16 protein-coding genes are annotated in these 13,473 nt (G+C 36.2%); all 16 read left to right on the top strand.

Going from position 1 to position 13,473, the window contains the following annotated elements; genetic code table 11:
• Nucleotide 1 precedes the first annotated feature (1 nt).
• Complete coding sequence (locus QEN48_RS05660; protein ID WP_280107932.1) at nt 2-148, top strand: 30S ribosomal protein S27ae; 147 nt, start codon at nt 2-4, stop codon at nt 146-148.
• A 36-nt stretch (nt 149-184) separates the two neighbouring features.
• Nucleotides 185-1,156, top strand: coding sequence for a bifunctional N(6)-L-threonylcarbamoyladenine synthase/serine/threonine protein kinase (locus QEN48_RS05655; protein ID WP_280107931.1), 972 nt, complete (start codon nt 185-187; stop codon nt 1,154-1,156).
• Nucleotides 1,153-1,746, top strand: a complete 594-nt coding sequence (locus QEN48_RS05650; protein WP_280109099.1) for a Kae1-associated kinase Bud32 — start codon at nt 1,153-1,155, stop codon at nt 1,744-1,746. The genes QEN48_RS05655 and QEN48_RS05650 overlap by 4 nt, the downstream gene beginning before the upstream one ends.
• Before the next feature lie 123 nt (nt 1,747-1,869).
• On the top strand, nt 1,870-2,418 hold the full coding sequence (locus QEN48_RS05645) for an XTP/dITP diphosphatase (RefSeq protein WP_280107930.1): 549 nt from the start codon (nt 1,870-1,872) through the stop codon (nt 2,416-2,418).
• A gap of 146 nt (nt 2,419-2,564) precedes the next feature.
• Nucleotides 2,565-2,978: a 30S ribosomal protein S15 gene (locus tag QEN48_RS05640; RefSeq protein ID WP_280107929.1), complete on the top strand. Its 414-nt coding sequence runs from the start codon at nt 2,565-2,567 to the stop codon at nt 2,976-2,978.
• Between the two features lie 79 nt (nt 2,979-3,057).
• Nucleotides 3,058-4,383, top strand: a complete 1,326-nt coding sequence (locus tag QEN48_RS05635; protein WP_280107928.1) for a DHH family phosphoesterase — start codon at nt 3,058-3,060, stop codon at nt 4,381-4,383.
• Nucleotides 4,376-4,630 carry a KEOPS complex subunit Pcc1 gene (locus tag QEN48_RS05630; RefSeq protein ID WP_280107927.1) on the top strand — a complete coding sequence of 85 codons (255 nt, stop codon included), beginning with the start codon at nt 4,376-4,378 and terminating at the stop codon, nt 4,628-4,630. Before QEN48_RS05635 ends, QEN48_RS05630 begins: the two co-directional genes overlap by 8 nt.
• A complete protein-coding gene (locus QEN48_RS05625) occupies nt 4,621-6,177 on the top strand; it encodes a serine--tRNA ligase (RefSeq protein ID WP_280107926.1) in 1,557 nt (518 codons plus the stop codon). Before QEN48_RS05630 ends, QEN48_RS05625 begins: the two co-directional genes overlap by 10 nt.
• 84 nt (nt 6,178-6,261) lie before the next feature.
• Nucleotides 6,262-6,978, top strand: coding sequence for a 30S ribosomal protein S3ae (locus QEN48_RS05620; protein WP_280107925.1), 717 nt, complete (start codon nt 6,262-6,264; stop codon nt 6,976-6,978).
• Between the two features lie 145 nt (nt 6,979-7,123).
• Nucleotides 7,124-7,894: a DUF92 domain-containing protein gene (locus tag QEN48_RS05615; protein ID WP_280107924.1), complete on the top strand. Its 771-nt coding sequence runs from the start codon at nt 7,124-7,126 to the stop codon at nt 7,892-7,894.
• 157 nt (nt 7,895-8,051) lie between these two features.
• Nucleotides 8,052-9,269 (top strand): 2,3-bisphosphoglycerate-independent phosphoglycerate mutase, encoded by a 1,218-nt coding sequence (locus tag QEN48_RS05610; protein WP_280107923.1) that lies wholly within the window; start codon nt 8,052-8,054, stop codon nt 9,267-9,269.
• A gap of 1 nt (nt 9,270) precedes the next feature.
• Complete coding sequence (locus tag QEN48_RS05605; protein WP_280107922.1) at nt 9,271-10,245, top strand: polymer-forming cytoskeletal protein; 975 nt, start codon at nt 9,271-9,273, stop codon at nt 10,243-10,245.
• On the top strand, nt 10,235-10,591 hold the full coding sequence (locus tag QEN48_RS05600) for a DUF2095 family protein (protein ID WP_280107921.1): 357 nt from the start codon (nt 10,235-10,237) through the stop codon (nt 10,589-10,591). The genes QEN48_RS05605 and QEN48_RS05600 overlap by 11 nt, the downstream gene beginning before the upstream one ends.
• Nucleotides 10,592-10,793: 202 nt before the next feature.
• A complete protein-coding gene (locus tag QEN48_RS05595) occupies nt 10,794-11,984 on the top strand; it encodes a redox-regulated ATPase YchF (protein ID WP_347985132.1) in 1,191 nt (396 codons plus the stop codon).
• 73 nt (nt 11,985-12,057) lie between these two features.
• Nucleotides 12,058-12,327 carry a metalloregulator ArsR/SmtB family transcription factor gene (locus QEN48_RS05590; protein WP_280107919.1) on the top strand — a complete coding sequence of 90 codons (270 nt, stop codon included), beginning with the start codon at nt 12,058-12,060 and terminating at the stop codon, nt 12,325-12,327.
• A 154-nt stretch (nt 12,328-12,481) separates the two neighbouring features.
• Nucleotides 12,482-13,138 carry a peroxiredoxin gene (locus QEN48_RS05585; protein ID WP_280107918.1) on the top strand — a complete coding sequence of 219 codons (657 nt, stop codon included), beginning with the start codon at nt 12,482-12,484 and terminating at the stop codon, nt 13,136-13,138.
• The last annotated feature ends 335 nt before the right edge of the window (nt 13,139-13,473 follow it).

Below are 13,473 nucleotides of genomic sequence, written 5' to 3'. Positions count from 1 at the left end.
CTTGAACAAAAGAGAAATTTATGAAGTTAAAGATGATGAAATAAACAGGAAACGTGAAAACTGCCCTAGATGTGGTAAAGGCGTTTATTTAGCCGATCATGAAGACCGGCTATCTTGCGGTAAATGTGGGTACACCGAGTTTAAATAACCCACAGAAACTCATTTTATCGGTATGGATAGAGAAATGAAAGCTCTGGGAATAGAGGGAACTGCCTGGAACCTATCTATAGGCGTTGTAGACGAAAACAAAGTACTATCACATGTTTCAACACCATACCAACCGAAATCTGGGGGTATACACCCTAGAGAAGCTTCCCAACACCACGCAGACAACATAGCAAACTCAATAGAAATAGCCATAGACAAAGCAGATTTAAATCCAAGTGAAATAGACTTAATTAGTTTTTCACAAGGTCCCGGAATGGGACAATGCCTCAGAGTAGTAGCAACAGCAGCTAGAACCCTCTCATTATCACTAAACAAACCGATTATAGGCGTAAACCACTGCATTGCCCACATAGAAGTGGGTAGGTGGAACACCGGGTGTGAAGACCCTGTAGTACTTTATGTAAGTGGAGCAAACTCACAGGTACTAGCATACCGAGGCAATAGGTACAGAGTTTTCGGCGAAACACTAGATATCGGGATCGGTAACGCACTAGATAAATTCGCGCGTAAACTCGACATACCTCATCCAGGAGGTCCAGAAATCGAGAAACTCGCCAAAAAAGGCAATAAATTAATAAAACTACCATACACCGTCAAAGGAATGGATTTCTCCTTCTCAGGCCTCATAACTTCTGCAGAAAACCAAATCAACAAAAACAAAAAAACAAACCTAGCCTACAGTATACAAGAAACAAGTTTCGCAATGCTAACAGAAGTAACAGAAAGAGCACTAGCCCACCTAGAAAAAAACGAAGTACTCTTATGCGGAGGAGTAGCACACAACCAAAGACTCACAAAAATGCTAGAAACCATGGCAAACGAAAGAGACTCAAAATTATACAAACCAAAACCCGAATTCCTCAGCGACAACGGCGCAATGATAGCTCATACAGGCCTCAAAATGTATAAAGCCGGAGTCAAACACACACCAAAAATCAAAATAAAACCAGACTACAGACCAGATAGCGTGGAGGTCAATTGGAGATGAAACCAAAACTAATAGATCGCGGTGCAGAAGCAGAGATATATCTAAAAGGAAACAAAATCCTAAAAAAAAGAATACCAAAAAAATACAGACACCCAGAACTGGACAACAGAATACGAAGAGAAAGAGTAATCAAAGAAACAAAAATAACATCACAAGCACGTCAAGCCGGAGTCCCAACACCAATAATACTCGATATCAAAAACCATACAATCGAATTCGAATACATAGACGGCGATAAACTAAAAAACATATACAACAAACTAAACCCCCAACAATACAATGAAATCGGAAAAAACATAGGAAAACTCCATAACGCCGGTTTAGTACACGGCGACCTAACAACAAGCAACATGATCAAACACAAAAACAAAATCTACATAATAGACTTCGGATTAGCAGAATACGACGTCCACATCGAAGCAAGAGGAGTCGACCTACACATACTATTCCAATCAATAAAAGCAACACACCAACCAAACAACTCAATAAAACAAATCAAAAAAGGATACAAAAAAACATTCCCAAAACACAAAAAAGTATTCAAAAGACTCAGAGAAATACAAAAAAGAGGAAAATACATACCACAATAACAACCCCTCTCCCCATATGATACAGAAACCATCAGCCAACACCTAAAAAAAATAAAAACACAACTAAATAACAACCAAACTAAAACTCTATAACTATAGTATACCTAAAAAGGAAGGAGTACAATGAAAAAACAAATAACATTCATAACGGGTAATGAAAATAAAGCCAGGGAAGCGCAAGAAATACTTCATCCGATAAAGGTAAAAATATCTGATATTGGTTATCCTGAAATACAAGACAAAATTGAAAACGTTGCGACCAACGGAGCTGAAAACGCCTTCAAAAGATTGAAAAAACCATTGATTGTTGAAGATTCAGGACTATTTATAGATGCATACAACGGTTTCCCAGGACCATACTCATCATACGTACATCAAACTATCAAAAACAAAGGCATCTTAGAGTTAATGAAAAACCAAAAAAACAGAGATTGCCACTTTAAATCTATAGTTGCATACATAGACAAAGATACAACTAAGATATTTAAAGGCAAAGTCGTTGGAAAGATAGCTCACCAACAAAAAGGGAAGCATGGCTTTGGATACGACCCAATATTCATACCTAAAAACAAAAACAAAACGTTTGGTCAAATGGATATGGAAGCAAAAAACCAGTTATCACATAGAAGAAAGGCATTGAAAAAACTAGATCATTGGCTAAAAAAACAGTGAAGTAACCCGCTCCCTAAAGAGAAAGTAGGTCTTAAGGCTTGAGTTGATAAAAAATGATAGATATATTATAGATTTTTTTGTTTTGATGTTCCAAAAGATAAAAGTAATTCTAAGGTCTTTTAAGTTTCAGTTATGGAGGATATATTATGTCAACTTCAGAAGATAAATATGAATGGATTAATATGGATGTTGAGGAAATCGAAGACTTGGTCGTTGATTTAAAAGAAGAAGGTTATTCAACAAGTGAGATTGGAATGGTGTTAAGAGATAAATACGCAGTTCCAGATGTCAGAGAAGTCACCGGTAAAAAAATCTCAGATATATTAAGTGACAGGGATGCAGAGCCAAAGATACCTGAGGACCTGAAAAACCTTGTTATCAAAGCTAAAAAACTTCGTGAACACCAAAATCAAAACCCAAACGATAATAGTAGTAAAAGAGGTCTCCAGATAACAGAGTCAAAAGTCCATCAACTTGCTAATTACTATAGAGATAAAGGCAGAATTCCAGAAAACTGGAAATACAAGCCAGAAAAAGCTGATTTATTAATTTCTGAATAAACATTGGTTTGAGGGCGTTTAAACAACCCCTCTAAAACTAAACCTGTTTTTTCTATAAATAAATTTTTTAGTGAGAACATTGAAGGAGATAGTTGCTCAGGCTAGAGAGCTGGCTGACGAACTTGTTTCATCAAATTTCGTTAGATGTATCTCTCATAAAGACGCTGATGGAATAACCTCAGCTGGAGTCTTATGCACAGCTTTAAATAGAGAAGAAATTCCTTTCCACACAACCATAGTTAGCAGGCCTTCAATGGAGATTGTGGATAAAATAAATGAAGAAGAAGAGGAAACCGTGGTTTTCTTCGATATGGGTAGTGGACAGCCAGACGTAATCGATAAAATTAATAAAAAAGTCTTGGTAGCAGACCACCATCCACCTGAATACAGTGATGGGATAGCTGACCTACATCTAAATCCACATCACTACAACATAGATGGGTCATCTGAGGTGAGTGCGGCAGGGCTTTCATACCTTATAGCACGTGAAATGAATCAAGAAAACAAAGATCTATCCTGCATTGCTCTTGCTGGAGCAATAGGTGACAGACAACACTTACCACTTAAAGGAATAAACAAAAAATTGGTTATGGACGGAATAGAGGTCGGAGCAATAGAGATAGAAGAGGGTTTAAGGCTTTATGGAAAAACAAGTCAAGCATTAACAACCTCTACAGACCCCTACTTCAATAATCTAAATAACATCGAACGTGTAAATCGTTTACTAAAAAGACTCAATATTCCATCTGAAAAACAGATTACTGATTTAACCAAAGAAGAGAAAAAAAAATTGATAAAAACTTTATCTTTAATGCTTTTAAGTCAAGGAGCCACAGCTAAATCAATAACATCGATGGTTGGAGATTTATATAAAATAAAAAAAGGCCCTGTAAACTACGCCACAGAATTAACTTCACTAATAAACTCTTGTGCTCGTAAAGAAAAATACGGCATGGCTTTATCACTGGCTTTAGATGATGAAAAACATATAGATGAAGCACGTGGTTATGAAAAAGAATTCAATAAAAAAATGTTAGACGAACTTGATGGGATCAAGGAAAAAACCATTAAACATGACTGTTTCAACGTAATCGAGGTTGAAACACAATCGATAAAAGGAGCGGTTGCATCGATAGCTGTAAACTGCTTACTTACTGAAAAACCAATTTTATCTATATACAGAGATGAAGATGAAACAAAAGTGAGTGCCCGAGGAAATGAAAACCTAATAGATAATGGACTTAACCTATCAGAAGCGATGTCTAAAGCAGCAAAACTGGTTGGAGGTCGAGGCGGAGGCCATAACATAGCGAGTGGAGCTTCAGTGCCAAATGAATCAATAGACACCTTCTATAAAAAAATCGATGAAATAATATGTAGCCAATTGGGGGATATAGATGGATAAACCGCCTGTTGAAGGTGAAATGAAAATAGAGACAGATTCTCCCAAAGTTTTAATCGGAGCACTTGAACCCGACAACCTCCCAAACATACAAATCGATTATAAACAAAAAACAAAAGACATAGATAGCGAAGTAAGAGAAATAAAAATTAGATTTAGTTTTTCAAGCGTTAGGCAATCAATAGCCTCGTTAGATGATATTTTGAAATGTATAGATGTGGCCGAAGAGGTAGATGGATTATGGAGATAGAGCTTGAATTAAAACTTAAAGGCAGTATTTTACTAAGCGATAAAGCTGATGAAGAAGTAACCAACGATATAGATATCTTTCTACAAAATGCAGAACAAGACCTGCTCAAAAAAGGAGCGCCAGAAAATATGGGCGCAACAATTGAAAACTGGCAGGTTATTGAAGATAAAATAGAGATATCAATAAAAAGCAATAGGTATGTAAGAGCACATGAAGCTTTAATCAGGCTTTTAAACCCTATCTCAAGTAAATTAGGTCCAAAACACCACATAGGAGTAAGAGGAATAGAGATAGATAGTTATCAAGCAAAAATAAAAAGAAAACTCAGCGATAAAGAAACCGAGAAATTCAAAAAAGAGATGAAGAACCTAAGATGGATATCAAGCATCGATACAGAAAACGGCCTTAAACTTAACCTAACAAACCTAAACGAAAGCGATATAAGAAACGGAGTTATAGATCGCCTACTAAAACTAACAAACGAAGTTATAACCGACGACGAAGAAATAACATTCAAAGTTTCAGAAATCAAACCAGGAACAATACTTGAAAAAAGCCCAAAACGAGAGATGAAGTTAAAAACAGATCCAACAGAAAAAGCAAAAGAAAAAGGATGGATCAAGAAATTCCCAGGAAAAGGCCAATGGATCTACATGCCCCCATACGCAAAACTATTCAGAGCATTAGGAGAACTAGCCAGAAAACACATACCAGAAAAAACCGGGTTCAACGAAGCATTATTCCCAAAACTCATTCCACTAGATATAATGAACAAAATGAAATACCTAGAGGGATTGCCAGAAGGAATGTACTATGCATCAAACCCAAAAAGAGACGACGAACTATACAACCTATTCAAAAAAGAACTAAAAGTAATAGGAGAACCACCAATAGACCTACTACAAAAAGGACTGAAAAAACCCGGATATGTACTAGCTCCAGCACAATGTGAACCATTCTACCAAATGTTCACACACGAAATGTTAAGCAAAGAAAACCTACCAATAAAAATATACGACAACTCAGGCTTCACATATAGGTGGGAAGGTGGAGGTTCAAAAGGCCTTGACAGAGTAAACGAGTTCCAGAGAAACGAGTTGGTATGGATCGGTAAACCAGAACAAACCGAAGAAGTAGCAGACAAAGTACTAAATGCATACATAGATTTCATAGATAAATACATACAAGCAGATTGGCACATCGAAGTAGGAGACGACCCATTCTACCTAGAAGGAAGACACGGAGAACTAGACGACATTGAATATCCCGATATCCCTAAAAGAGAGATAAGAGTCAAGATGCCAGAGAATGAAGAAGGTTTAAGCATCGGCAGCGTAAATTTACATGGAACCCATTTTGTAGACGGTTTCTCAATTAGATCACCCTACGAGAAACCTCTCTGGACCGGTTGTGCAGGACTGGGTCTAAGCAGGTGGGTAGTAGCGTTCCTAGCATACAACGGATTCAATCCAGAAAACTGGCCAAAAGAAATACAAGAAAAAACCGAGCCATTACCAGAAACACCATACACACTTGAATGGCCATAAAAAACAAAACAAACAAACCTAAAATAAAAACAGTTTTAAAACAATCATATAAATAAATTTAAACTTCAAATTGGAGGACCATACATGTCAAAAAGAAAATCAAGAAAGTTCGGATGGGAAGCAAAAGACTGGTACACAGTCTTTGCTCCCGAAATGTTTGGAGAAAGCAAAATCGGAGAAACACCAGCAGATGAACCCCAAAAAGTAACAGGTAGAGTAATAGAAACAACAGTCGGAGACCTAACAGGAGATTTCTCAAAAAACAACGTCAAACTATACTTCAAAATAAACAAAGTATCAGGAAACGAAGCATACACACAATTCATTGGACACGAACTAACAAGCGATTACATAGGCAGCTTAATAAGACGAAGAACCGACAGAATAGACCTAACCGTAGATGTACTAACACAAGACGGATACAAAATCAGAGTCAAACCAATACTATTCACAGTCAAAAGAGGAAAATCATCACAGAAAAAAGGACTACGCAAAAAAGCAACAGAAGTCATAAAAACAAACGCCAAAAAAATGGAATACGAACAATTCACACAAGAATTAGTCACAGGACAAATCTCCAGCGAAATATACCAGACAGTTAAATCAATATACCCATTAAGAAGAGTAGAAATAAGAAAAAGCGAAGTAACCGCAGAACCAGAAGAAATAGAAGAAATACCAGAAGGATTCGAAGAAATAGCAAAAGAAGCCGGAATCCAAATAGAATCAGAACAACGAAAACAAAAACAAAAAGAACAACAAAAAGAACAAGAACAAGAACAAGAACAAGAAGAACAATAAGGAATCAAAACTTTTTAAAGAAAATAAATATAGAAAAACCTATGAGACAACCAGAAATAAAATACAGAAATAGAGGTCTCATGGGACATATAAAATGGACCGTTAAAATGAAATACCTCGATTTGATTATAGTCTAGTGGTGTTTATGGACGCCGTAATAGGGGTTGGGATAGCCACCGTTCTAGCAATAACTGCCTATCACAGAGAAATACTAGATAGAGGTGGCAGTGTTGCAGCCTTCATAATGGGGAGCATAGTCAGCATATTTGGTGGTATAGAATGGCTCTTGCTTCTAATCTCTTTCGTAATAATAGCCTGGATAGCTACAAAATTCGAGTACGAATACAAAAAACATAAACAAATCCATGAAGGTGAAAACGGTGAAAGGAAAGTAAAGAACGTTATAGCCAACGGAATGGTCCCCGTAGCTATAGTAATATTAACTTGGATATACACAACCTACATCCAAAACCCAACACAAATACAGACACTGGCAGTTGAAACGATGTACTCTCCATACACAGGGTATGAATTAGTCTTTATAGGGGCTTACATAGGGGCTATAGCAACAGCAACATCAGACACAATAGCAAGCGAAATAGGTGCACTTGACAACGAAACAAGACTAATAACCAACCTCAAAAAGAAAGTTAAAACTGGATCGAATGGAGGAATCTCAATAGCAGGTGAACTTGCTAGCATCATAGGTGGCCTAATAATAGGAATAATAGCCTACCTAGCCTTTGGAATAGAATTCGCTTTAATAGTCGGTCCCATAGCAGGATTCATCGGATGCAACATAGATAGTTTACTAGGTGCAACACTAGAAAAAAAAGGAATACTAAACAACGAACATGTAAACCTAACAGCAACACTATCAGGAGCAATAATCGGCGCCCTATTAATGCTAATCTAAAAACCAAAAAATAAAATGAATTAATTATACATTTTTTATCGGGTTTATCTAAAAAAATGTAGGTTTTTCTTTATACAATCTTTTTTTATTAACTTAGTTCAATAGTTTATTTGGTTATATCAATATTTTTATTTAATAGATTTGTTTAGGGGTTAAAATGAATATCTTGTTAGTAGTTATGGATGGTATTAGTGGTAGGCCTACTCCAAGCCTAAATGGCCTTACTTCTCTTCAAGTTGCAGAGACTCCAAACCTTGATGAAGCAGCTAAATTAGGTGTTTCTGGAATTATGGATCCGATATCTCCGGGTGTAAGGCCTGGGTCGGATACATCTCACCTATCTTTGGTTGGTTATGATCCCTATAATACATATACTGGTCGTGGTCCATTTGAGGCTGCTGGAGTAGGGATTGATGTAGAAGAAGGGGATATAGCGTTTAGATGTAATTTTGCTACCGAAAAGGATGGCTTGATTGTTGATAGAAGGGCTGGAAGAATTAATAAAACAAGTGAGTTGGCTAAGGCCGTTCAAGAAAACATAAAGAGGTTAAATGGGGTTGAAGTTATTTTTCGTGAATCTACAGGGCATCGTGGTGCTTTAGTGCTTCGTGGAGACGGTTTATCAAGTAAAGTAACAGGTTCAGACCCTAAGAAACCTGGTTATGCTCCTAAAGAAGTAAAGGCATTGGATCCAAGTGGTGAAAAAACGGCTAAAATCCTTAATATGTTTATTGAGAAAGCCGGTGAAGTTTTAGAGAAACATCCAGTTAATCAAGAGAGAGTTGATAAGGGTCTTTATCCTGCCAACACTGTTCTGTTAAGAGGGGTTGGTGAGGTACCATCTGTGGAACCTATAGACGAAAAACTTGGTTTGGATTCAGCTATTATTTCAGGAACAGGGTTAATGAGAGGTATTGGTAAGGTTGTTGGAATGGATGTTATCGATGTTGATGGTGCGACCGGTAGTACCGACTCTAACGTGATGAATAAGGCTATTGAAACTGTCAGACAACTAGAAACTAAGGATTTCGTTTTACTTCATTTAAAGGGTGGAGATGAAGCCGGTCATGATGGAGATGGAGAGGGAAAAATTCGGTATATAGAAGAGAAAATAGATCCAGCAGTTGGTTATTTACTACAAGAACTTGATGATACATTGATGGTTTTAACTGCAGACCACTCCACACCATTAACAATTAAAGATCATTCTGGTGATCCTGTCCCCATTACAATGGTAGGTGATGGAGTTAGAGTTGATGATGTAGATAGGTTCGATGAAAATACATACAAAGGTGGTTTACTGAGAATTAAAGGAAAGGACCTAATGCCAATCTGCCTTGATATAACAAACAAATCAAGTAAATATGGAGCATGAGATGAGAAATATGGAAGACGATGAATTATTCATAATACCTGATAAAACCCGGATTGAAGAACGTTTAATCGTCACCGACAGCGATGTTGTTATTGGAAGCAACAGTAATCTACAGTATGGAATAAAGACACCGAAGTCGATTCAAACCGGAGAGCGAGTAGACATCGAAGACGATGTATATGCAGATGGTGACGTTGAGTTAGGTCTGTGGTCATTAATAGATGGAGACCTCATAGTCGGCCAAGATGCATATATAGGTGAGCGATGTAAAATAAATGGTAAACTCCTTGTAGAAAAAAACCTCGACATAGGTAACGATGTTGATATCGATGAAGGGTTTGAAGCTAACGGATGGATAACCATAAGAAACCCAATACCACTTTTCATGTACTTCCTGCTTCTTTTTTCAAACCTTTTGAGGAGAAGCGAAACAGAAGAGATAGAAGAAATACTTGAAGAAATGTTTGAAGAACAGATTCCAGAAAACGCATTAATAATACCAAAAGGAGTAGAGTTCGGATCCGAGATAGATGCACCAGGAAAAGCTATAATCGGAAAAGAATGTAGGTTCATAGGAAACCTTAGAGCAAGAGACGTAAAAATTGATAAATACACCACTTTTTTTGGAAGCATCAAATCAAAAGGCAATGTAAAACTTAAAAAAGGAACAGTAGTCCATGGAAACATAACAAGCAAACGAAAAGTAGAGATAGAGAAAAACGCAAGCATATTAGGAGACATAACAGCCGATATAGTACGAATACACGATGAAGCACATACAGAAGGAACCATACACGCAAAAAAAGGCGTACAGATAATACCAAAAAAACAAAAAAACAAGAAACCACAACCAACCCCAGATGATATAGGAATCAAAACCAAAGAACTCCCAACCCTATCACTACTAACCCCTGAGAAGATTGATTCAATTGTAGAAGAAAAAAACAAAATAAAACGTGATAAAGATGAAAATTGAAAACCTAAAAGAAAAATTCCCAAAAATATATGAAGACCTCAAGACCTCTCCCACAATAGGAATAGATGAAATAAAAAACCCAAACGAAACTAGTTGTCCAGCAAACAAAAACACAGAAAAACAGCACTCACCAATAAAAGAAGAAACAAAAATACCCTCAATAAAAGACCACTTAAAAGGCTGTGAAACACCACAACAAGCAAAAGAAATAATCGAGTACTTCAAAAAACAAAAAGAAATCACAAAAACACAAGCAAAAAAACTAAAAAAACAACTAAAGACAGAGGGATTAAGATCCTTCGGAGAAAAAAGAGAAAAAGGCGAAATAGAAAAAAAAGGGTTGTAAACCCAAAAACATAAACAATAGATCCCAAAAAACCCCTAGATAAACAAAAAAATAAATTTTAACCAATTTAATTCCAAAAAAACCAATAACTTGAGATTAAACTAAGCCTAAAAAAACAAAATTAATTCAATCAACCCAAAATTTTTCCAAAATTTCCCCCTTGAAAACGTTTAGTCATGAAAGCAAATTTGGAGGTAATAAAATTCTAGGAATTGTAGGAAAACCCAACGCAGGCAAATCAACTTTTTTTATGGCATCAACCGGTATAGACGTTGAAACAGCTAACTATCCATTTACAACAATCGATTCAAACAGAGGATACGCATACATAAGAGAACCATGTCCATGTCAAGAACTAGATATAACCTGTAACCCCCAGAACTCAAGATGCATAGATGGAACAAGACACGTACCAATAGAACTCTTAGATGTAGCAGGCCTAGTTCCAGATGCATATAAAGGAAAAGGATTAGGAAATGAGTTTCTTGACCAATTACGGCAAGCAGATGCATTAATCCACGTAATAGATAGCAGTGGATCTACAGACCAAAAAGGCAATCCAGTCGAGATATCCCAACACGATCCCACAGAAGATATCGATTTCCTTACCAACGAAATAAAAATGTGGATGTTAAGTATAATAGAAGATAAATGGAGCTCACTCATCAGAAGAGTTGAAGTACAAAAAAAAGACTTGTCACACGAAATCCACGACGTATATACAGGCCTTGGCCTAACACTAAACGACATAAAAATGTCGATATCGAAACTGGATCTAAATCAGAATAAACCCAGTAACTGGAGTGAAAAAGATCGAGAAAACCTCATAGAAAACATGCGAAGAGAAAGCAAACCCATCTTAATAGCAGCAAACAAAGCAGATATCGCTCCAAAAGAAAATATAGAAAAAATAAAAGAAACAAAACAAAAGGTCGTTCCAACAAGTGCTAGCGCCGAACTTGCATTGAAAAAAGCAAGCCAAAACAAAATAATCGACTACCGTCCCGGAGACACCGACTACAAAATACTCGAACCCGAAAAACTCTCAGAAAAACAGAAAAAAGGACTTGAGTTCATAAAAAAAGAAGTACTACATAAATACGGAGGAACAGGAGTTCAAGAAACCATTGAAAAATCAGTTCGCGACCTACTAAACCAAATAGTAGTCTACCCTGTTGAAGATGAAAATAACTATACCGATAAAAACGACAACGTACTACCCGACGCAATACTCCTCGAAAAAGGCTCCACCCCAAAAGACCTAGCCTACAAAATCCACAGCGATATAGGAAACAACTACCTATATGCCGTAAACGCTAAAACAGATATGAGAATATCTGAAGAAGAAAAACTCCAAAATGGAGATATAATAAAAATAGTTTCATCAACTTAACATCCCTACCCTAAACCAACAAATATAGAAACAGAGAAACCTAAAAAAAATAAAAAAATAAAAAAGGGGAAAAATGCAGAAACTATTCAAGGCATTAAGTTCGGAACATAGAATAACACTGTTAGAAGCCTTACTTCAAGAAAACGATTATGTATGTATATGTGAGCTTGAAGACCTTATAGAACGAGATAGATCGGTAGTGTATAGGCACTTCAAAAAACTTGAAGAAGCAAACTTACTAAAGACTCGTAGAAGTGGAAAAAAAGTTGAGTGTAAACTAAAATATCCAAAACAAACCAAAAAAATACTAGAAACAGCAAAACAGATACAGAAAAACAAGTAAGTATAGACCATAAATAATTTTATAAAGGTACAATATCTTTTTTTAATCTAAAATAAGTCTTTAAATCATTATATACCTTCTATATTTCCTTAATTTTAGTTAAAACCCAAATTATTTAAATTCTAAACCTACATACATTTGTATAGTGAAATTTATGGAAGAAAAAAAACCAATGCCATTAATTGGAGACAAATTTCCAGAAATGGAAGTACAAACAACACATGGTGATATAGAGTTACCAAAAGACTATAAAGGAAAATGGTTCATCCTGTTTTCACATCCTGGCGACTTCACACCTGTATGCACCACAGAGTTTGTAGCATTCCAAAAAAAATATGACGAGTTCCAAGAACTTAATACCGAATTAATAGGTCTAAGCATAGACCAGGTGCACAGCCACCTTAAATGGACTGAATGGATAAAAGACAACATGGATACTGAGATAGAGTTCCCAATAATAGCCGACCCTGTCGGTAGTGTTGCCAAAAAACTTGGACTAATACATTCAAAAGCAACAATGACGGTTAGAGCAGTATTCATAGTAGACCCCCAATCAACAATAAGAGCAATACTCTACTACCCTGCAGAACTAGGTCGAAACATAAGTGAAATAATAAGAATGATAAAAGGATTCCAAAAAAACAGCGAAGAAGGAGTAGCAATACCAGCAAACTGGCCAGAAAACGAAATAGAAGGAGATCGAGTAATAATACCACCAGCAGGAGATGTTCAAACAATCAAGAAAAGAAAACAACAAGAAGCAGATGGTGAAATCGATTGCTACGACTGGTGGCTTTGCTTCAAAAAATAACAAAAATAAAGCAATTGGGCCTACTTTAGGCCCAACCATACAGTTTTTTAAAGAAATCCATTATTAATAAAAAAATGAAAAAAAGGATTCTAGAAAAATTAGATTATTAATATATCGGCCTACCTAAATTATTTTTAATGGTAACAGTAGTTGGGTGACATCCTCCTCTCCCTAAAGGAAGAGGACTTATTGCTCTCTCAAACTCTCACAAATTTTAAATATTAAATTTTAAATATTGTTATTGTGTTTTTGGTTTGTTTTTTCTTGGATTATTTTTTCTGTGTTTGGTGTTGTGTTTTTTGGTTTTTTCCGTAGGATGAATAACTATTTAGGTA

The organism is Methanonatronarchaeum sp. AMET-Sl, assembly GCF_029854155.1.
Taxonomy (GTDB): Archaea; Halobacteriota; Methanonatronarchaeia; order Methanonatronarchaeales; family Methanonatronarchaeaceae; genus Methanonatronarchaeum.
This window is presented reverse-complemented; position numbering and strand designations above follow the sequence as displayed.